We start from the raw sequence: 19684 nt of genomic DNA, 5'->3' as shown, positions 1-19684 counted from the left end.
TCCTCCTTTCCGAGCAACTGGATGACCGGCGCGATGCGGCCGTCCTCCCGGTTGGCGAGTCTTATCCACTCCGCCGGCGCGGCAGCGCCGCAGGGCGCTAAACCTCCGCCGCCGCCATGCGCAGGCCATGGGGCAGCACGCCGATCCGCGCGGGCAGCCGGCCGATGATGTCGCCGTCGGCCTGCAGCGGCGCGCCGGGGCCGCCTTCGATGCGGATGTCCCGGCCGGTGACGATCCGGAAGCCCGCCATACCGGGCAACCGGCCGCGCTGCAGCGCCGCGGCGTAGCGCAGGATGCTCAACGCATCGCCGTGGCGGAACAGGCAGACGTGCAGCAGCGGGTCCGCCAGGCGCGCCTCGGGCGCCAGCAGGTAGCGTCCGCCGTAGAAGCGCACCTTGCTGACGACGACCGACGCCGCCTCGTGGACTTCGCCGTCGACCGTGACCCGCATCGGCGGCGGCTTCTTCAGGGACATCTGGCGGAAGCCCTCCAACAGGTAGGCGCCCTTGCCGAGCAGGCGCTTCATGCAGAGGTCGACGCCATCGACGACGCGCGCGTCGAAGCCGGCGCCGGCCATGAGGGAGAAGTGCCGCAGCGGCGCGCCGGGCACGCTGGCCTGGCCCAGGCAGACGCTGCGCAGCGGCCCGCCGGCGATGACCCGGGCGATGTTCGCCGGCACCAGGTCGAGGCCCAGCTCGGCGGCCAGCACGTTGGCCGTGCCCAGCGGCAGCACCGCAAGCGGCAGAGGCCCCCGGCCGGCGGCGTCCGCGCCGACCTGGCCGCCGACCTGGCCGCCAACCTGGCCGCCGACCTGGCCAGCGACCAGGCCGTTGATCACCTCGTTGATGGTGCCGTCGCCGCCGGCGGCGACCACCAGGTCGCAGCCCGCAGGGTCGGCCGCCCGCGCCAGGGCGGCGGCGTCACCGGGCCCGCCGGTCGGGCGCACGTCCAGTGAACAGCCGAATCCGGCCAACTCCGCCAGCACGGCTTCAAATCGCTGACGGCGGCGCCCCCCGGCGGTGGGGTTGTAGATGACCAGCAGACGCCGCGGGGCGCCGCCGTTTTCCGGCGTATCGACCATGATTTGGCGGATCATAGCGCCTCGGCCTGCGAAATCCACGCCTATGGCAGCCGCAAAGCCCCGGCGGCAGCGGCTTTTGGCCGCGTGACGCAGCACCGGGCGGCATGGTAAACTTCCGCCCTCATTAACGGCTGATGGGGCCTCTCGGCGCTCCCCCGAACAATTTGTCGGACCAACGTAAATCTTCCAAAAAGAAGGTGGACCTGCGCGACGAGCACACCAAGGTGCTGGTTCGCCGGCTGCTGCGCGACTACATCGCCCGGCACAAGGGCCGCATCGCCCTGGCGCTCATCGGCATGGGCGTCGTCGCCGCCACCACCGCCGCCTTCACCCAGCTCATCAAGCCGGTGGTGAACGAGATCTTCATCGCCCAGCGCGCCGAACTGCTCTACCCCATCGCCATCGCCACCGTCGCGGTCTTCACGCTGCGCGGCTTCGCCGCCTACGGCCAGGCGGTGCTGATGAGCTTCGTCGGCCACCGGGTGGTGGCGCGCATCCAACAGCAGCTCTTCGACAAGCTGATCGGCGCCGACCTGGCTTTCTTCCACCACAATTCGCCGGGCACGCTGATCTCCCACTTCATCAACGACGTAAACCTGCTGCGCAACATGGCCTCCTCGACCTTGACCGCCATCGGCAAGGACAGCCTGACGGCGATCTTCCTGGTCGGCGTCATGTTCGCCGAGGACTGGCTGCTGGCGCTGATCACCACGGTGATCCTGCCGCTGGCGATCCTGCCCTCGGTGCGCATCGGGCGGTCCATGCGCAAGGTTTCCGGCAAGAACCAGCAGCAGATGGGACGCCTGACCACCCTGCTGGACGAGGCCTTCCAGGGCATTCGCCACGTCAAGGCCTATGTCATGGAGCGCTACGAATCCCAGCGCGCCGACGCGGCCATCGAGGAAGTCTTCCGCCTCAACCAGAAATCCGCGCGGGTCAGCAACATCATCCATCCGGTGATGGAGGCACTGGGCGGCTTCGCCATCGCCGCGGTAATCCTCTACGGCGGCAGCGAGGTGATCACCGGCGAGCGCGACGCAGGCTCGCTCTTCACCTTCATCTTCGCCCTGCTGCTGGCCTACGAGCCGCTGAAGCGCCTGAGCAAGCTGAACGCGCAACTGCAGAACGGCCTGGCCGCCGCGCAGCGCGTCTTCGCCCTGCTGGACATGCCGCCGCAGATCACCGACACCCCCGGCGCCGAGCCGCTGCGGATCGGCCTGGGCGAAGTCCGCTTCAACGACGTGCATTTTTCCTATGACGACGCCAAGGCGGCGCTGCACGGTGTCAGCCTGGAAGCGCCGGGCGGCAAGACCGTGGCCCTGGTCGGACCCTCGGGCGCCGGCAAGTCGACCATCCTGAACCTCATCCCGCGCTTCTACGACCCCTCGGGCGGCAGCGTCACCATCGACGGCCAGGACCTGCGCGGCGTGACCCTGGACTCCCTGCGCCACGCCATCGCCCTGGTCAGCCAGGAGATACTGCTGTTCGACGACACGGTGCGCGCCAACATCGCCTACGGCCGCCCCGGCGCCGGCGAGGCGGAGATCGAGGAAGCCGCGCGCATGGCCGGCGCCCACGACTTCATCCTTGCCTTCCCCCAGGGCTACGACACGCCGGTCGGGCCGCGCGGCAGCAACCTCTCCGGCGGCCAGCGCCAGCGCATCGCCATCGCCCGCGCCATGTTGAAGGACGCGCCGATCCTGCTGCTCGACGAGGCCACCTCGGCCCTGGACAGCGAGTCCGAACGCCACGTGCAGCGCGCCCTGGGCCAGCTCATGCAGGGCCGCACCACCTTCGTCATCGCCCACCGCCTCTCCACGGTCGTCGACGCCGACCTGATCTACGTGATCGAGGAAGGCCGGATCATCGAGCGCGGCAGCCACGCCGAACTGCTGGCCCGCGGCGGCCACTACGCGCGGCTCTACGCCATGCAGTTCGCCGAACAGGAAGACGGCGGAACCGCGAAGGGCACCCCCAAAGACCTGCGCGTCCAGGCCTGACCTGCAGCCCCCGAGAGCCGCGGAGCGCCCTCCCGCCGTGAAAATCCTCTCCACATGGATCAAGTCGGAACCGGCGCAGAAGCTCTTCGGCTACGGGATCGCCGGCCTCATGTGGCTGTTCCACCTGACGGTGCGCTGGGAACGGCGCATCGATCCGGAGACCCGGGCCCTGCTCGACGCCGGCAAGCCGATGATCCTCTGCATGTGGCACGGCCGCATGTTCTTTCTCTCCGGCGGCTGGCCGAAGCCGCCCAAGCTTATGGGCGTGGTCGCCTCCGGCCACCGTGACGGGCAGCTCATCGCACGCGGCGCCCGGGCCTTCGGCTACGAGACGATCGCCGGCTCAAGCCGGCGCGGCGGCGCCACGGCCCTGCGCGGCATGAGCCGCCTGCTGAAACAGGGCACCACCGTGGTGATCACCCCCGACGGCCCCAAGGGCCCGCGCATGCGCTTCAAGTCCGGCGCCGTGAAGGCGGCCCAGATGACCGGCGCGCCGCTGGTGGCGCTGACCGGCAGCGCCCGGCCGCGCAAGCTTTTCCGGACCTGGGACCGCTTCTGCCTGCCGCTGCCTTTCGCCCGCGCGGTGATACATTTCGGCCCGCCGATCACGGTGCCGCGCGAGGCCGACGCCGAGACCCTGGAGCGCTGCCGCCGGACGGCTGAGGATTGCCTCAACAGCCTGACCAACGAAGCCGAGCGCGCCCTGGGCCAGGAAGAGATCGAGGCCGCCGCCCCGGAAGTCGCGGCGGGCAAAGCGGAAGACCGCCATGCAAGCGCCTGACTTCTGGCACCGCGACGGCCTGTTGGCGCGGTTGCTGAACCCGCTGGGCGGCATCTATCACCTGGCCGGCGTGGCCCGCCGCGCCGCCGCCAGGCCCTGGCAGGCGGCCGTTCCGGTGATCTGCGTCGGCAACCTGGTGGCTGGCGGCGCCGGCAAGACGCCGGTGGCGCTCTCCCTGCTCGAAATCCTGAAAGACCGTGGCCTGAGGCCCGCCGCCCTGACCCGCGGCTACGGCGGCGCGGCGGCGGGGCCGCTGCGCGTGGTGCCGGGCGAGCACGACGCGGCGGACGTCGGCGACGAGGCTCTGCTGCTGGCCGCGGCCGCGCCCACCTGGGTCTCGCGCGACCGGGTCGCCGGGGCCAGGGCCGCGGCGGAGGCCGGCGCGGACATCATCGTCATGGACGACGGTTTCCAGAACCCGAGCCTGAAGAAAGACCTTTCGCTGCTGGTGGTCGACGCGGGCTACGGCCTGGGCAACGGCCGGGTCATGCCGGCGGGCCCGCTGCGCGAAACGGCGGCCAGCGGCCTTGCCCGCGCCGACGCGCTGGTCATCGTGGGAGAGGGCTATATCGGCGAAACCGAAAAGAACCTGGCGAAAGACCTGGCGGTTCTGCGCGCGCGCCTGCAGCCCAAGGACGACGCGCTGCGGGGGCAGCGCGTCTTCGCCTTCGCCGGCATCGGCCGCCCGGAGAAGTTCTTCGAGACCCTGCGCGGCCAAGGTGCAGAACTGGCGGGAACGGAGTCCTTCCCCGACCACCAGCCCTACACGGCGGCGACCCTGGCGCGCCTGCGCAGCGCCGCCCGGGCCGCCGGGGCGCAACTGGTCACCACCGCCAAGGACGCGGCCCGCATGGGTGCGGCGCGCCCGGGGGCCGGCGCGCCGGACATTGCCGTGCTTGACGTGGACCTGGCCTGGGACGACAAGGAGGCCCTGCTCCGGCTTCTGGAGCGCCTGCCCGAACTGCGCGCAAGGACCTCCCCTCCATGACCGGCTGGGCCCACAAGCACCGCCCCTGGCGCAAGGCCCTGCGCTCCCTCCGCCATGCCGTCGAAGGGCTGGCGCAGTTCCTGCTGCTCGGCATCTTCTGGCTGCTGCCGGTCGACTGGGCCTCCAACCTGGGCGGCTGGCTGACGCGGCAGATCGGCAGCCGCCTGGCGGTCAGCCGCCGCGCCATGGAGCACCTGGCCATCGCCTTTCCGGAGATGCCGGAGGCCGAACGCCGCCGCATCGTCGCCGGCATGTGGGAAAACCTGGGGCGTATGATCGCCGAATACCCGCACCTGGGCGCCATCGCCGACCCCGCCTCGGGGCGCATCGAGGTAGCCGGCGCCGAGCGCCTGGCGGCGGTCCGCAACCGGGGCAAGGCCTTCATCGTCATCTCCGCTCATATGGCGAACTTCGAGCTGATGCCGATTGCGGCCTACAAGCATGGCCACAACATGACGGTGGTGTCCCGCCCGGTGAACAACCCCATCATCCAGCGCATTCTGCTGTTCTTCCGCCAGCGCCCGACCGGCGACTGGGGCAAGATCCCCAAGGGCGTCAGCGGCGCCCGCCAGGCGGTGAAGCTGCTGCAGCAGGGCCAGAACCTGGGGGTGCTGGTCGACCAGCGGGTCAGCCAGGGCGTGCCCCTGCCGCTCTTCGGCAGGCCGGCGCGTACCAATCTGGGCATCGCACGCTTGGCCCTGGACCACGACGTGGAGGTTTTCCCGGCGCACCTGGAGCGCCTGGGCGGCGCCCGCTTCCGCCTGACGGTGGAAGAGCCGCTGGCCCGCCCCGCCCTGGAGGACAGACAGGAAGCCGCCAAGGCCATGATGACCGAGGTGAACCGGATTCTGGAACGCTGGATCCGCCGGCGCCCCGAGGACTGGCTGTGGCTGCACCGCCGCTGGGACCGGCCTTAGACGACCTAGACCGAGAGCCACCCCCACCCCATCCCTCCCCCATCAAGGGGGAGGGGGAGAAGAAGCGCTCCGCCACAATCCCCTCCCCCCTTATGGGGGAGGGTTAGGGTGGGGGGTATGTGCCCGCCTACTCGCTCTTCGGCATCGGCGGGACCAGCAGGGCCGGGTCGATGCGTTCGCCGCGCCAGTTCATGCGCCAATCCAGGTGCGGGCCGGTGACGCGGCCCGACTTGCCCATCAGGGCCACCACCTCACCTTGCTTCACCCGCTGGCCCACTTGCACCAGGATTTCCTCCAGGTGCAGGAAGGAGGAACTGAGACGGTGACCGTGGTCGATGATCAGCGTAGCGCCGGAGAAGTACATATCGGGGTGGGCCAGCGTCACCACGCCGTTGGCCGGCGCCATGACCGGCGTCCCCACGGGGCCCGCCACGTCGACGCCGTAGTGCGGCTGGCGCGGCTCGCCGTTCAGGATGCGCTGCGAGCCGTAGACGCCGGAAATCGGCCCGGTGGCGGGCCAGATGAAGCCCGAGTCGAAATCGCTCTCCGGACGGTCGGCGGTGCGCGCCTCGGCCGCCGCCGCCGCGTCGGCGCGGATGCGCGCCAGCACCTCCTCGGGCGGGCTCACGTAGTCCTTCTTGATGCCGTCGATGCGCTGGATGTCGTACGCGCGCTGCGCCACCTCCAACTCGCGGGTGATCACGGCGCCGCCGGGCACGGTCACCGTTAGCGTCGCCCTGGGCGCGTGGTCGCGCCCGAAGCCGAAGATGAAGCGCCCGTCCGGGGTCACGCGCAGCGCCTCGCCGTCCAGGCTGGCCGTGGCGCCGGGAAGTGTCTTGCCGAAGACGAGGCCGCCCTGGGTGAACTGGCCGTCCAGGGTCAGCTCCTCCGCCCGGGCGGAGGAGACCGCAAGCAACAGGACGATGGCGCTCAACAAAGCTCTGGTCACAACAGGGACCCCTGTGGATCGTCGGAGGACGGCGTCTTCTTTTCACCCTTGCGGGCCGCCGGCTTATTGGCCGCCGGCTTATTGGCCGCCGGCTTCTCGGCGGATGCCGGGGCCTCTGCCGATTGGGAAGCCGGCTGGCCGGCCCCGCCGGTGGCCGCCGCGCTGCCGGAGGCGAACCGCAGCTCCAGGGCCAGGCCCGGCGTGACCTCCTCGGGCTTGGTCACGACACCTTCCGGGCCCATCACCACCGCGTAGCCGCGTTTCAAGACATTGGTATAGGAGATACTCTCCAACACCCGGTTAAGACCGTCGACTTCGCGCCGCCGCTCGGCCAGCAGGCGCGGGCGGATATAGTCGAGACGGCCCGCCGGGCCGGCAAGCTGCTCGGCCTTCACCGCCAAGAGCTGGCGCGGATGCGGCAGGCTGGCCTGCAGGCGGTCGAGGCGCGCCTGCCAGTCGCGCAGCAGCCCATTCCACGCAGCCTTCAGGCGCTCGGCGCGCTCGTCCAGGCGCTGGCTCATTTCCTCCACCAGGCGCTTGGGGTCGACGAGGCCGCGGCCCAGCCCCTCCAGCCGCTCCCGGCGCTCCGCCACCAGCCGCGTCGTGGCGGCCAGCAGACGGCGCTCAAGATCGCCGGCCTGGATCAGCAGGTCGCGGCGCACCGGCACCGCCATCTCGGCCGCGGCGGTGGGCGTCGGCGCGCGGCGGTCGGCGGCGAAGTCGATGAGGGTGGTGTCGGTCTCGTGGCCGACGGCGGAGATCAGCGGAATCCGCGACTCGGCGGCGGCGCGCACCACGACCTCCTCGTTGAAGGCCCAGAGATCCTCCAGGGAGCCGCCGCCGCGCGCGACGATCAGAAGGTCCGGCCGCGGCAAGGGGCCGCCCGCGGCCGGGAAAGCGTTGAAGCCGCGGATCGCGGCGGCGACCTGCTCGGCCGCACCCTCGCCCTGCACCAGCACCGGCCAGACCAGCACCCGGCGCGGAAAGCGGTCGGCCAGGCGGTGCAGGATGTCGCGGATGACCGCGCCGGTCGGCGAGGTGACCACGCCGATGACCTGCGGCAGGAAGGGCAGTCCCTGCTTGCGCTCCTCGGCGAAGAGGCCCTCTTCGGCCAATTTGCGGCGCCGGTCCTCCAGCAGTTTCAGCAGCGCGCCCTCGCCCGCCAGTTCCAGCGAATCGATGACGATCTGGTACTTGGAGCGGCCCGGGTAGCTGGTGATGCGCCCGCTGGCGATGACCTCCATGCCGTCTTCCGGCTTGATGGAGAGCCTGCCGGCGGTGCCGCGCCAGCAGACGGCGTCCAGCACCGCGTTCTCGTCCTTCAGCGCCATGTAGAGATGGCCCGAGGCCGCGCGCTTGAACCCCGAAATCTCGCCGCGCACGCGCACCCGCTCGAAGGTGCCTTCGAGGGTGCGCTTCACCGCCTGGGAAATCTCCGAAACCGAGAATTCCGGGACATTCCCTGGTGCGTTCCCCGCGAAGCCGCCGCCTGCGGGGCCTGATTCTGGATAAAAATCGCTCATGGTCCCTGGCCGCTATGCTACAAGAGCCCCGCCGTGCAGGCCATGGCGCAGACAGCTAATTTCTGAGGATAACGGGGGCAGCATGAAGGTACTGGTTGTGGGCGGCGGCGGGCGCGAGCACGCGCTGTGCTGGACCATCGCGGCCTCTCCCCTCTGCCACAAGCTCTTCTGCGCGCCGGGCAACGCCGGCATCGCCGAGGAAGCCGAGTGCGTGCCCATCGCCGCCGAGGACGTCGAGGCCCTGGTCGCCTTCGTGCAGAAGGAGGCCGTCGACTACGTGGTGGTCGGCCCGGAGGCGCCGCTGGTCCTGGGCCTGGTGGACCGCCTGGATGAGATCGGGGTCAAGGCCTTCGGCCCCTCGGCCGCCGCGGCCCAATTGGAGGGCTCCAAGGGCTTCACCAAGGACATCTGCGCCAAGTACGGCATCCCCACGGCCGCCTATGGGCGCTTCACCGAGGCCGCCGCGGCCAAGGCCTACGTGCGCGAGCAAGGCGCCCCCATCGTGGTGAAGGCCGACGGTCTCGCCGCCGGCAAGGGCGTCACCGTCGCCATGACCGAGGACGAAGCCCTGGCCGCCATCGACGAGGCCATGGCCGGCGGCGCCTTCGGCGAGGCCGGCGCGGAACTGGTCATCGAGGCTTTCCTGGAAGGCGAGGAAGCCAGCTTCTTCGCCCTGGTCGACGGCGAGACCGCCCTGCCGCTGGTCACCGCCCAGGACCACAAGCGCGCCTTCGACGGCGACGAAGGCCCCAACACCGGCGGCATGGGCGCCTACTCCCCCGCCCCGGTGATGACCCGGGACCTGATCGACCAGACCATGGAGCGCATCATCCTGCCGACCGTGGCGGCGATGAAGGCCGAGGGCATGCCCTACAAGGGCGTGCTCTACGCCGGCCTGATGATCACCGGCAAGGGGCCGGAACTGATCGAATACAACGTGCGCTTCGGCGACCCGGAATGCCAGGTGGTGCTGATGCGCCTGATGTCGGACCTGCTGCCGGCCCTCATCGCCAGCTCGGACGGCCAACTGTCCAGCTTCGATCTGCGCTGGTACGAGGACGCGGCGCTGACCGTGGTCATGGCCGCCAAGGGCTATCCCGGCGCCTACGAGAAGGGTTCGGTGATCCGCGGCCTGGAGACCGCCGGCGGCAACTCCGACGACGTGAAGGTCTTCCATGCCGGCACCAAACCGGGCCCCGAGGGCGAGATCCTGGCCAACGGCGGGCGCGTCCTTAACGTCACCGCCATGGCGCCCAGCATCAAGGAAGCCCAGGAACGCGCCTATGCCGCCGTCGACAAGATCGACTGGCCGGAAGGCTTCTGCCGCCGCGACATCGGCTGGCGCGCCGTGCGGCGCGGCTAGGCGGCCCCCCATGGAGGCGACCAGCGAGTCCTCCCGCCGCTTCTGGGACCGGACCGCCGAGCGCTACGCGCGCCGGCCGGTCGCCGACGAGGCCGCTTACCGGACCAAGCTGGCCAAGACGCGGGAGTATCTGCGCCCCGAGATGGAGGTACTGGAGTTCGGCTGCGGCACCGGATCGACGGCACTGACCCTTGCCCCTCATGTCAGGCGCATTCTGGCCACCGACATCTCGGCGAAGATGCTGGAGATCGCCCGCGGCAAGGCCGCCGCCGCCGGGATCGGCAACGTGAGCTTCGAACAGGCGGCCATCGACGATTTCGAGACGCCGGACGAGAGCTTCGACGTGGTCCTGGGACACAGCATCCTGCATCTGCTGCACGACAAGGATGCGGCCGCCGCGAAGGTCCATCGGATGCTGAAGCCCGGCGGCGTTTTCGTCTCCAGCACCGTCTGCATCGCAGACATGTCCTTCCTGCTGCGGCCGTTCCTGGCGGCCGGGCACTTCCTCGGCTTTTTCCCGCCGGTCAATATCTTCACCGAACGAGGCCTGCTGGACGCCCTGGCCGCCGCCGGCTTCGCCATCGACCATCAGTGGCGGCCGGGCAAGGGCAAGGCGGTGTTCATCGTGGCGCGGAAGCCCGCGTAGCGCCGCCATGACAGCGCATCACGACATTCCCGTCCTGACCACCGACCGCCTGATCCTGCGCGGCCACAGGCTCGACGACTTCCCGGACTATGCCGCCCTGCGCGCCGACCCGGAAGTCGCCCGCTACATCGGCGGCAAGACCCGCAGCCCGGCGGAGAGCTGGTCGCGGCTGCTGCACAGCGCCGGCCACTGGTCCCTGCAAAGCTTCGGTTTCTGGATGGTGGAGGAACGCGGCAGCGGCCGCTTCGTCGGCGAGGTCGGCTTTGCCGACTTCAAGCGCGGCATCGGAGCGGACTTCGACGGCACGCCGGAGGCCGGCTGGGTGCTGGCCTCCTGGTCGCACGGCAAGGGTTACGCCACCGAAGCAGCCGAAGCCGCCCTCGCCTGGGGCGAGCGTGAACTGGGCATGACCCGCTTCGTCTGCATGATCGACAAGGCCCACGCCGGCTCCCTGCGCGTCGCCGAGAAGTGCGGCTTCAGGAAATTCGCCGAGACCGAGTTCATGGGCGACCCCGTCATCCTGCTGGAGCGGGTGAGAACGTAAGCCCCCAACGGCCAACGCGCACCCAACTGCCCGCTTTCTAGAATGTCACCCTCGGGCTTGACCCGAGGGTCCATCATGGATGCTCGGGTCAAGCCCGCGCATGACAGACTGAGATAAGGGAACGTCGCTTTAGGGAATCAGCTCTTTGATGTAGTTCGGCAGGGCGAAGGCGCCGCGGTGGACCGCCGGGTTGTAGTAGCGGGTTTCGATCCCCGCCGCCTCATAGCGCCGCTCCAGCGTCTCCTGGTCGACCTGCCGCCTGGCCGGGTCGTCGCAGCCCCAGCCGAAGGCCATGGGCCCGCCGGCATAGGTCGGCACCGTCGCCAGATAGCAGGCGGCATCGGCGAAGAGCGCCTTGAAAGCCCGCATCGTGTTCGTCAGCTCGCCGCCCTGCAGGAAGGGCACACCGTTCTGCGTGACCAGGATACCGCCCGGCGCCAGGCAGGTCTTCGCCTTGCCGTAGAAGGTATCGGTGAAGAGTACCTCGCCCGGCCCCAGCGGATCGGTGGAATCGACGATGGCCACGTCGTAGCGCTCCGTGCAGTTAGCGACGAAGTCGGCGCCGTCGGCGATCACCAGGTCGAGGCGCGGGTCGTCGTAGGCCTGCTTGCAGATCGACGGCAGGTACTGCTTGGAAAAGTCGATGACCCCGGCGTCGATCTCGACCTGGGTCACTTTCTCGACGCCCGCGTGCTTCAGCACCTCTTCCAGCATGCCGCCGTCGCCGCCGCCGACGATCAGCACCTTCTTCGCCGCACCGTGGGCGAGGATCGGCAGATGGGCGAGCATCTCGTGATAGATGAACTCGTCCTTCTCGGTCGTCTGCACCACGCTGTCCAGGGTCAGTACGCGGCCGAAGGTCCTGTTCTCGAAGACAACGAGACGCTGATGGTCCGTCTCGCTGTCGTAGAGAACCTTGTCGGCCTTGAGGCCAAGCTGGAAGTCGGCGTGAAGCTGTTCGACGCGCCAGCGGCTCACAGGCCGCGGCCCCGCCGATGCTCCTCGACCACGACGCGCGAGGGCTTGAAGCGTCTGCGCAGCACCTCCACCGCCTGCTCCGGCTTGGCCGCGCCGCACATGAAGATATCGAGCGCCGCGTAGCCGGTTTCCGGCCAGGAGTGGATGGAGATGTGCGATTCCGCCAGCACCGCCACGCCCGAAATTCCGTCGTTCGGCGTGAAGTGATGCAGGTGGATGTGCAACAGCGTGGCCTCGGCGGCGTCCACGCACTCGCGCAGCGTCTCTTCGACGTAGGCGAGGTCGTTGATCCCTTCGGCGCCCCACAGATCGACGATCAGATGTGTGCCGGCAAAGCGCTCGCCATCGCGCTCGATGAAAAAGTCCTTACGCTCCTCACCTTCTACGAAGGCGGGAGTGATGTCGTTCTGTTCTTCCGTTTTGGAGGCGCTTGGGTTCTCGTCCAAGTCGATCCCCAGTTGGAAGAGGGCGCGTGCCTGTGCCATCGGTCCTCCAACGCAACCAGTAGATTGACCCAGCTAAAAACTGAGGCGCGCGTTGTCGGTTTTTTAGCGCCTCAATGCAAGGGAAAAGTTGGGATGCCCGCCGGATAATCAAGAGCGGCGGATTTGAGCCGCCGGACCGCGCGCCCGTTAACCCTGACGCGGCCTCTTGCCACCGCCGCTCGGATCGCCTATTACCGGCCCGTTCGTAGGGGAGTAGCCGCCCCGGCTCAAACGGGGGCCCGTATCAACAGACTTGGCGCCGGGACGCTGTCCCAAGGGCCATGGTGCGGGCGGATCCTTTGGATTTGGCGAGACCTATGACGTTCCGTGGGGCAGCAGGAGCCGGCCCGCACGGCGCGTCATAGTGGGATGCCGGCTCCGGAGAGATCGAAAAACAATGAGCGAAATCCTCGTCATCTTCACCACCGTCTTTCTGGCCGAACTGGGCGACAAGACCCAGCTCGCGACCATTCTCTTCGCCGCCGAGCGGGAGTCCTCGCCGCTGCTGGTCTTCCTGGCCGCCGCCGCCGCGCTGGTCTGCTCGACGGCCCTGGCGGTCGCGCTGGGCGTCGCCGCGGAGCGCTGGCTGACCATGCTGCCGCTGAAGCTGCTGGCCGGCCTCGGCTTCGTCGCCATCGGCCTGTGGACGGTGTGGGATCATTTCCAGGCCGCCCCGGCGGCATAGCTGTGTGGGGCTGCCACATGCTTCGAGACGGCTGCTGCGCAGCCTCCTCAGCGTGAGGTGAGGTTTTGCCTGCCTCATCCTGAGGAGCCGCCGTCAGGCGGCGTCTCGAAGGACGAGGCGAGGCCCCGCTATTTCAGGGCGTCGAAGTCGAGCTCGGCCTTCTCGCCGAGCCAGATCGCGTGGTCGCGGTGGTCGGGCAGGGCCTCGCCGGTCTCAGGATGGACGAAGACCGTCAGGCCGCCGCGATTGAGCGCCAGCCAGGGCACCAACTCGGCGAAGAGCGCCGGCGTGAAAGCGATCTGGTAGCTCCACTGCGGATGCGGGCCCACCGGACGGTCGTGCCAGCGCCCCAGGCGCACCTCGAAGCGTTCCTCGATGGCCGCGCGCAGCACCTCGGCGGCCGGCTTGCTGGCGGCGTCGTAGTAGACGTGGGCGTGGTAGCCTGTGATGGAGCTGGTGTCTTTCGCCGTCATGACGCCCCCAATCCTTTTAATGCCGTTCTCTGCCTGCCGTCCTCATTCACATATAGATCTCAGCGGCGCTCACGGAAGAAGTCCTGCAGCAGGGCGCCGCAAGCCTGCTCCTGCACGCCGCCGACCACCTCCGGGCGGTGGTGGCAGGTCGGCTGCTCAAAGATACGCGGGCCGTGGTCGACGCCGCCGCCCTTGGGGTCGTAGGCCCCGAAGACCACGCGGCGCAGGCGGGCGAAGGAGATCGCCGTCGCGCACATGGGACAGGGCTCCAGCGTCACGTAGAGGTCGGCCCCGGTCAGGCGCTTGGCTCCGAGATCGGCGGCGGCGGCGCGGATGGCCAGCATTTCCGCGTGGGCGGTGGGATCGGCGTCGCGCTCCACCCGGTTGTGGGCGCGGGCCAGAACCTCGCCGCTGGCCGCATCCACCAGGACGGCGCCCACCGGCACCTCGCCGCCCGCCGCCGCCAGGCGGGCTTCCGCCAGGGCCGCGGCCATGTAGTCCTGCCGCGCAGCGTTTAGGGATTTGGTCATGGCGCGAGAGCCTGCCCGGCGCTGGACGCGCGGTCAAGCATGGGGGGCAAGCGCCCCAAAAACCCCGCGAGTCCGGCTTGCCGGTGAATTGCTTTAGGTCAATGTTCAAGCTTCGCCCGAGCGCCTAAGCTTCCACCCAAGTGGAGTGACGTTTCAAGGAGTGAACCCCATGGCAGGACCGAAGACGGTTGATGCGGAACCCGTGGTCATCCCCCTGGAGGTCGAGCCGGCCACGGTCGCCTATCTGATCACCAAGGCCCGCGCCTTCGACGCCAAGGTCGCGCCCGCCGACCGGGACACCGTCTCGCAGCCCGGCGAGGACGAGGATCACGATGCCCTGGAGGACCACGGCGACGACCCCGTGGCCGCCGAAATCACGGAGACCATCGCGGATCTGAACGACGACGAGCAGGTCGAACTGGTGGCCCTGACCTGGGTCGGGCGCGGCGACTTCTCCGCCGAGGAATGGAGGGATGCGGTCGAGGCGGCCGTGGAGCGCAAGACCGGGCCGACGGCGGACTACCTGCTGGGCATGCCACTGCTCGGCGACCTGTTGGAAGAAGGCTTCGTGGCGCTCGGCTATTCCTGCGAGGACTACGAGAGCGCGATCTAGGCGCCCTCCCGCGGCGGCCCTTGGCCTGCCCATTCCGCAGTTGTCGGGGGCCCCGGGGATGCCTAGATTGCGCCCATGGCAACACGACGCAAGGCCCTTCCTCTGGTCGGCATCACCCTGGATTCCGAGACTCCGGGCGGCTGGTCCAACTATCCCTGGTACGCCGTCCGGCAGAATTACTGCGACGCGGTCCTGGCGGCCGGCGGCCTGCCGCTGCTGCTGCCGCACCAGCCGGACGAGGCCGAAGCCTACCTGGAACGCATCGATGCCCTGCTGATCACCGGCGGCGCCTTCGACCTGGACCCGGCCCTCTTCGGCGCCAATACCCGCCACGAGAGCGTGCGCACCAAGGACCGCCGCACCGAATTCGAAGCCGCCGTGGCCCGCGGCGCCCTGGCGCGCGACCTGCCGCTGTTGGGCATCTGCGGCGGCCAGCAGCTCCTCAACGTGGTGCTGGGCGGCACCCTCATCCAGCACATCCCCGACGAGGTGGACAACGCCCTGGCCCACGAGCAGCCCAACCCGCGCCACGAACCGGGCCACGCCGTCGCCGTGACCGGCGGCAGCCTGCTGGGGGACATCTGCTCCAGCGCCGAGATGGCCGTGAACTCGGCCCATCACCAGGCGGTGAAGGACGTCGGCCCCGGCGTCACGGTGAACGCGGTGGCGCCGGACGGCGTCATCGAGGGCATCGAGGCCAGCGACTACCGTTTCTGCCTGGGGGTGCAGTGGCACCCGGAATACTTGATCGGCCCGAGCGACGGGGCCATCTTCCGCGCCTTCGTCGCCAGCGCCAGCTAGGAACCGCACAATCATGGCCGAAATCGAAGCAGGCGCCCAACCACAGGCAGGCGAACGCATCGCCAAGGTCATCGCCCGCGCCGGGCTGTGCTCGCGCCGCGACGCCGAGACCTGGATCCGCGCCGGACGGGTGAGCGTCGACGGCCAAGTGCTGACCAGTCCCGCCGCCGTAGTGACCGGCGCCAGCCGCATCGCGGTGGACGGCGAGCCGCTGCCCGCCGCCGCGCCGCCGCGCCTCTTCTGCTACCACAAGCCGCGCGGCGAGATTACAACCGCGCGCGACCCCCAGGGCCGCCCCACGGTCTTCGACCAGCTGCCCGGCGGCTTGCCGCGCCTGCAGGCGGTGGGGCGTCTGGACATCAACTCCGAAGGGCTGCTGCTGCTGACCACCGACGGCGGCCTGAAACGCCAGCTGGAACTGCCAAGCAGCGGCTGGCTGCGCCGCTACCGCGTGCGCGCCCAGGGCCACGTCCACCCGGACCGCCTGGCGGCCCTGGCCAAGGGCATCACCGTCGACGGCGTCGACTACGGCCCGGTGGAGGCGGCGCTCGACCGCCAGTCGGGGGCCAATGCCTGGCTGACCTTCGGCCTGCGCGAAGGCAAAAACCGCGAGGTGCGCAAGATCTGCGCCCACCTCGGCCTGCGCGTGAACCGCCTGATCCGCATCGCCTACGGCCCCTTCAAGCTGGGCAAGCTACCCAAGCGGGCGCTGGAGGAAGTGCCGCCCAAGCAGCTCCGCCAGGCCCTGGGCGAGGAAGACCCGGAGAAGAAGAAGAAGGGCAAAGGCTTCGCCAAGGCCAAAGCGAAACCCAACCGCCCCGGCTCCAAGCGCGGCTTCAAGCACCAGCGCGAGGCGGAGCAGAAGGAAAAGCGCCAACGCCGCAGCCCCAAGCAGGAGGCCGCCAAGAAGCAGGCCGCCGCCAAGAAGACCGCAGTCAAGAAAACCGCCGTCAAGAAGGTGGCGGTGAAGAAGGCGGGGGCGAAGAAAGCCGCCCCTAAGACGTCCGGACTTAAGAAGCCCGCGGCGAAGAAGACCGGAACGAAGAAGGCTTTTGCCAAAAAGCCGTTCTCCAAGAAGCTCGGCGTGACGAAGGCGCCCGCAAAGCGCGGCGCGCCGAAGCGCGCCGTCTCGCGAAAGGCCGGCGGCCCAAAGAAGCATGCGCATCGTCGCCGGCCGTCATAGGGGCCGCAGCCTCAGGACTCCCGAGGACTTGGCCGTGCGTCCCACCGCGGACCGCACGCGCGAGGCCCTGTTCAACATCCTGACCCGCGGCAAGCTGGCCGCGGAAGGCCAGCAGCGCCTGCCCGGCGCCAGGGTGCTGGACGCCTTCGCCGGCACCGGGGCGCTGGGCCTGGAGGCCCTGTCGCGCGGCGCCGCCGAGGCGATCTTCATGGAGAACTACGCCCCAGCCATCGAGATCTGCCGCGCCAACATCAAGAACCTGGGCGAGGAAGAGCGCAGCGACCTCATCGCCTGCGACGTGCTGCACCCGCGCCCGGCCCCCGCCCCTTGCGACCTGGTCTTCCTCGACCCGCCCTACAACCAGGGCTTCGCCGAGAAGGCCGTGGCCAGTTTGTTGAAGGCCGGCTGGATCGCCGAGGGCGCCCTGGTCTCCGTCGAGCTGATGAAGAACGAAGCCTTCGAGATTCCCGAAGGCTTCAGCGAACTGGACGCCCGCAGCTACGGCAAGGCCAAGCTGGTTTTCCTGAAATACGGGGGCTAGGTCGGAAGCGGCCGCAGGAGGCGCCGCGCCGGCTTCACTGGCGCTTCCAGCCGAAGAAAGCGACGGCGAGGCCGAGCGCGAAGGGCAGCCAGAACCACAGCAGCGCCTCCTTGTTCAGCCAGTTGATCGACGGCTTGGCGTTGCTCGTGTTCCAGCCGGCCGCCAGCGCATTCAGGTAGAGCCAGACGAGCAGGGCTCCGGCGGAAATGAGGACTCCCAACACGACCAGGAAAATGCGCACCCTTCGACCATCCCGTTCAGTGACCTGAAAACGCCAGCCTGCGGCGCGCCCGCGGGCGGCTTGCGGCCTGGCTTCACGATAGCCTTTCTTGCGGCTCGCGCCTAGCCGGTGGCGGACTCCCTGGCGCCTGCCCCGCCCCCGCGAACTCAAGGCTTGATCCGGAAATCTCCATGGCTGACTATCTTATCCCGGCGGCCCAAACGGCCCGCGTCACGCCGAAACCGCTCAGACGCCGGAAACGGAAGCAACCTCTATGCATCGCGTGGGTATCATCCCCTTCGACACGAGAGACAGCGACGTGGCGCTGCTCTTCGTCACCTCGCAGACTCGCGGGCGCTGGATCCTGCCCAAGGGCAAGATCAAGCCGGAAGAAACCCATATCCAGGCCTGCCATCGCGAGGGTTTCGAGGAAGCCGGCGTGAAGGGCGTGGTCCTGGAAGATTTTCCGATGACGGTGGTGGTGACCAAGCAGACCGAGAAAGGCAAGCGCGAGGTCCCCGTCACCTACTACCCTTTCCTCGTCACCGAGCAGGTCGACGACTGGCCCGAGAAGGACAGGCGCCAGCGCCATTGGGCGCTGATCGAGGATGCGCCCCGCGTCGCCTACCGCGAGGACCTGCTGCCGCTGATCAAGCAGTTCGACGACCTGAGGACCTGGATCACAGAAGCTGCAGACCGCTGTAGACCAGAGCGGCAAGAAGCGCTGACGCCGGCACCGTGATCACCCAGGCGGAGGCGATGGAAAGCACGAAGCGCCGCCGCACCAGCAATCTCACCGAGCGGAAGCCGCGGCTGTTGAAGGCATCGTCCGCGGTCGCGTTCAGCTTGTGCCCGGGGCGGAGCTTGCGCTTGTTCGGGTTCTCCAAGAACTCGCGCAGGAAACCGACGCCGAAGACGGCGCCCACGGCGATGTGCGTGGAGCTGACCGGCAGCCCCAGTGTCGTCGCGATCAGCACCGTCACCGCCGCCGAGAGGGCGACGCAGTAGGCCCTGGCCGAGTTGAGGCGGGTGATCTTCTCCCCGACCACCGCGATCAGCTTCGGCCCGAAGAGCCCGAGCCCCAGCGCAATGCCGAGCGCACCGACGGCCATGACCCAGAGTGGAATCGCGACTTCCCTGGCGATCCCCGACTGCTGCTGCACCGTGGAAACGATGGCAGCCAGCGGCCCGACGGCGTTGGCGACATCGTTGGCGCCGTGGGCGAAGGACAGCAAGGCCGCGCCGGCGATCAGCGGCAGGTTGAACAGCCGGTTGATGTCGCTGCGCCGGTTGGCCATCTCGCGCACGCGCGCGGCGATGTAGGGGCGCGAGGCGGCGTAGGCGACGGCAAACGCCAGGCCGGAGAAGAAGACGATCTCCAGCGGGCCCGGATGCCAGATCTTCTTCAGGCCCTTCAACAGCATATAGGCCGTGAAGGCGCCGGCCATCAGAGCGATGAGCAGGGGCACCCATTTCCTGGCGGCGGTGAGCCTATCCTCGACGTAGAGGATTTTCATCTTGATGAAATAGAGAATCAGGGCGGCCAGGCCGGCGCCAATGATGGGAGAGATCACCCAACTGGCAGCGATCGCCGTCATGGTGCCCCAGTTGACCAGCCCGAAACCGGCCACCGCGATCCCCGCCCCCAGAACGCCGCCGACGATGGAATGGGTCGTCGAGACCGGGGCGTTGAGGATGGTCGCGAGGTTGATCCACAGGGCCGCGGCGAAGAGCGCGCTGAGCATCAGGTCGCGGAAGGCCATGACGCTGACCTCGGGGCCCGGCGAGATGATGCCTTTGGAGACGGTCTTGACCACGTCGCCGCCCGCCAGCAGCGCGCCGGCGGCCTCGCAGACCGCGGCGATGAGCACGGCCGCGATGATGGTCAGGACCTTGCCGCCGACGGCGGGCCCCATGTTGTTGGCGACGTCGTTGGCGCCGATGTTGAGCGCCATGTAGCCGCCGACCACCGCGGCGACGGCGACGATCAGCCAGTCTTCGCTGATGGAGCTCTGGTATCCGGCGACGGCGCTGCCGACGATCGCCAGGAAGATGACCGAGAGGCCGAGGGGCACGATGACCCCGCGCAGGCCGAAGAAGACCGACTGCACATAACCGTAACGCCGAAGATCGTTGACGTAGCGGTTCTCGCGTTTCTTTTCGGAATATGCCAAGCGACCGGACCGTGCTCTTGGAGACTTAGCGGTGGAGCGGAGGGCACATGGGTCGCAGGTTGCCGCGCAAATCGCAAGCCCCTTCTCGGGGTGCCCGAACGGCTTCCCGGTCTTGGCCAGCCTCAGCACCAGCCGGGTGGGATGCCCCCTGTCTCGCTCGCTGGGCAAGCCCGCTGCTCTGCCAAGGCCGCCGCTTGGGCAATCGTCCG

The 19684-nt window shown here is 69.0% G+C and carries 22 protein-coding genes and 1 riboswitch; of the genes, 13 read left to right on the top strand and 9 right to left on the bottom strand.

The genetic code is table 11. The annotated features are described in order from the left end of the window. Positions 1-97: 97 nt before the first annotated feature. Entirely contained in the window at positions 98-1096 is a 999-nt protein-coding gene (locus AAFN88_RS05820) for a diacylglycerol kinase family protein (protein WP_347518952.1), read from the bottom strand. Positions 1097-1278: 182 nt separating this feature from the next. Between AAFN88_RS05820 and AAFN88_RS05815 the strand changes: the two genes are divergently transcribed. The 4 genes from AAFN88_RS05815 to AAFN88_RS05800 are packed head-to-tail and all read left to right on the top strand — an operon-like array spanning position 1279 to position 5767. Continuing rightward, positions 1279-3081: an ABC transporter ATP-binding protein gene (locus AAFN88_RS05815; protein WP_347518950.1), complete on the top strand. Its 1803-nt coding sequence runs from the start codon at positions 1279-1281 to the stop codon at positions 3079-3081. A 37-nt stretch (positions 3082-3118) separates the two neighbouring features. Next, positions 3119-3862 carry a lysophospholipid acyltransferase family protein gene (locus AAFN88_RS05810; protein ID WP_347518947.1) on the top strand — a complete coding sequence of 248 codons (744 nt, stop codon included), beginning with the start codon at positions 3119-3121 and terminating at the stop codon, positions 3860-3862. Beyond that, positions 3849-4850: a tetraacyldisaccharide 4'-kinase gene (lpxK, locus tag AAFN88_RS05805; protein WP_347518945.1), complete on the top strand. Its 1002-nt coding sequence runs from the start codon at positions 3849-3851 to the stop codon at positions 4848-4850. The genes AAFN88_RS05810 and lpxK overlap by 14 nt, the downstream gene beginning before the upstream one ends. Next, positions 4847-5767 (top strand): lauroyl acyltransferase, encoded by a 921-nt coding sequence (locus tag AAFN88_RS05800; protein WP_347518943.1) that lies wholly within the window; start codon positions 4847-4849, stop codon positions 5765-5767. The genes lpxK and AAFN88_RS05800 overlap by 4 nt, the downstream gene beginning before the upstream one ends. Positions 5768-5894: 127 nt before the next feature. On the opposite strand, the gene AAFN88_RS05795 is transcribed toward AAFN88_RS05800, so the two are convergent. Together AAFN88_RS05795 and xseA are read right to left on the bottom strand one after the other, a co-directional pair. After that, complete coding sequence (locus AAFN88_RS05795; RefSeq protein WP_347518942.1) at positions 5895-6716, bottom strand: M23 family metallopeptidase; 822 nt, start codon at positions 6714-6716, stop codon at positions 5895-5897. Continuing rightward, on the bottom strand, positions 6713-8239 hold the full coding sequence (xseA, locus tag AAFN88_RS05790) for an exodeoxyribonuclease VII large subunit (protein WP_347518941.1): 1527 nt from the start codon (positions 8237-8239) through the stop codon (positions 6713-6715). Before xseA ends, AAFN88_RS05795 begins: the two co-directional genes overlap by 4 nt. A gap of 82 nt (positions 8240-8321) precedes the next feature. Between xseA and purD the strand changes: the two genes are divergently transcribed. The 3 genes from purD to AAFN88_RS05775 are packed head-to-tail and all read left to right on the top strand — an operon-like array spanning position 8322 to position 10792. Further along, positions 8322-9602 carry a phosphoribosylamine--glycine ligase gene (purD, locus tag AAFN88_RS05785; RefSeq protein WP_347518939.1) on the top strand — a complete coding sequence of 427 codons (1281 nt, stop codon included), beginning with the start codon at positions 8322-8324 and terminating at the stop codon, positions 9600-9602. A gap of 10 nt (positions 9603-9612) precedes the next feature. Then, on the top strand, positions 9613-10248 hold the full coding sequence (locus AAFN88_RS05780; protein WP_347518937.1) for a class I SAM-dependent methyltransferase: 636 nt from the start codon (positions 9613-9615) through the stop codon (positions 10246-10248). 7 nt (positions 10249-10255) lie between these two features. After that, on the top strand, positions 10256-10792 hold the full coding sequence (locus AAFN88_RS05775) for a GNAT family N-acetyltransferase (protein WP_347518936.1): 537 nt from the start codon (positions 10256-10258) through the stop codon (positions 10790-10792). A gap of 129 nt (positions 10793-10921) precedes the next feature. Here the strand turns inward: AAFN88_RS05775 and speE are convergent, their stop codons facing one another. Both speE and speD read right to left on the bottom strand, forming a co-directional pair. Next, a complete protein-coding gene (speE, locus tag AAFN88_RS05770; RefSeq protein WP_347518934.1) occupies positions 10922-11770 on the bottom strand; it encodes a polyamine aminopropyltransferase in 849 nt (282 codons plus the stop codon). Then, a complete protein-coding gene (speD, locus tag AAFN88_RS05765; protein ID WP_347518933.1) occupies positions 11767-12255 on the bottom strand; it encodes an adenosylmethionine decarboxylase in 489 nt (162 codons plus the stop codon). Before speD ends, speE begins: the two co-directional genes overlap by 4 nt. A gap of 194 nt (positions 12256-12449) precedes the next feature. Further along, a riboswitch (yybP-ykoY riboswitch) is annotated at positions 12450-12562 on the top strand. A 90-nt stretch (positions 12563-12652) separates the two neighbouring features. Here speD and AAFN88_RS05760 point away from each other — a divergent pair. Continuing rightward, positions 12653-12940 carry a TMEM165/GDT1 family protein gene (locus tag AAFN88_RS05760; RefSeq protein ID WP_347518932.1) on the top strand — a complete coding sequence of 96 codons (288 nt, stop codon included), beginning with the start codon at positions 12653-12655 and terminating at the stop codon, positions 12938-12940. Positions 12941-13068: 128 nt separating this feature from the next. Here the strand turns inward: AAFN88_RS05760 and AAFN88_RS05755 are convergent, their stop codons facing one another. Beyond that, complete coding sequence (locus tag AAFN88_RS05755; protein ID WP_347518931.1) at positions 13069-13413, bottom strand: DOPA 4,5-dioxygenase family protein; 345 nt, start codon at positions 13411-13413, stop codon at positions 13069-13071. Positions 13414-13472: 59 nt separating this feature from the next. Next, the gene (locus AAFN88_RS05750; RefSeq protein WP_347518930.1) at positions 13473-13943 is read right to left on the bottom strand and encodes a nucleoside deaminase; all 471 of its coding nucleotides are present in this window, start codon (positions 13941-13943) and stop codon (positions 13473-13475) included. Between the two features lie 169 nt (positions 13944-14112). On the opposite strand from AAFN88_RS05750, the gene AAFN88_RS05745 reads away from it, so the two are divergent. The 4 genes from AAFN88_RS05745 to rsmD all read left to right on the top strand — a co-directional run bounded on the left by AAFN88_RS05745 (position 14113) and on the right by rsmD (position 17081). Continuing rightward, a complete protein-coding gene (locus AAFN88_RS05745; RefSeq protein ID WP_347518928.1) occupies positions 14113-14556 on the top strand; it encodes a DUF3775 domain-containing protein in 444 nt (147 codons plus the stop codon). Between the two features lie 75 nt (positions 14557-14631). Continuing rightward, a complete protein-coding gene (locus AAFN88_RS05740; protein ID WP_347518926.1) occupies positions 14632-15357 on the top strand; it encodes a gamma-glutamyl-gamma-aminobutyrate hydrolase family protein in 726 nt (241 codons plus the stop codon). Between the two features lie 13 nt (positions 15358-15370). Further along, on the top strand, positions 15371-16540 hold the full coding sequence (locus AAFN88_RS05735) for a pseudouridine synthase (protein ID WP_347518924.1): 1170 nt from the start codon (positions 15371-15373) through the stop codon (positions 16538-16540). After that, positions 16515-17081 (top strand): 16S rRNA (guanine(966)-N(2))-methyltransferase RsmD, encoded by a 567-nt coding sequence (gene rsmD / locus AAFN88_RS05730; protein WP_347518922.1) that lies wholly within the window; start codon positions 16515-16517, stop codon positions 17079-17081. The genes AAFN88_RS05735 and rsmD overlap by 26 nt, the downstream gene beginning before the upstream one ends. A gap of 34 nt (positions 17082-17115) precedes the next feature. On the opposite strand, the gene AAFN88_RS05725 is transcribed toward rsmD, so the two are convergent. After that, positions 17116-17322: a hypothetical protein gene (locus tag AAFN88_RS05725; protein ID WP_347518920.1), complete on the bottom strand. Its 207-nt coding sequence runs from the start codon at positions 17320-17322 to the stop codon at positions 17116-17118. 253 nt (positions 17323-17575) lie between these two features. Between AAFN88_RS05725 and AAFN88_RS05720 the strand changes: the two genes are divergently transcribed. Next, positions 17576-18043 carry an NUDIX domain-containing protein gene (locus AAFN88_RS05720; protein WP_347518918.1) on the top strand — a complete coding sequence of 156 codons (468 nt, stop codon included), beginning with the start codon at positions 17576-17578 and terminating at the stop codon, positions 18041-18043. Here the strand turns inward: AAFN88_RS05720 and AAFN88_RS05715 are convergent. Further along, positions 17982-19475: an inorganic phosphate transporter gene (locus AAFN88_RS05715; protein WP_347518917.1), complete on the bottom strand. Its 1494-nt coding sequence runs from the start codon at positions 19473-19475 to the stop codon at positions 17982-17984. The genes AAFN88_RS05720 and AAFN88_RS05715 overlap by 62 nt on opposite strands. Between the last annotated feature and the right edge of the window lie 209 nt (positions 19476-19684).

This window comes from Pelagibius sp. CAU 1746 (assembly GCF_039839785.1).
Lineage (GTDB): Bacteria > Pseudomonadota > Alphaproteobacteria > Kiloniellales > Kiloniellaceae > Pelagibius.
Note: the sequence above shows the minus strand (reverse complement) of the source record. Positions and strands in the feature narration are given on the sequence as shown.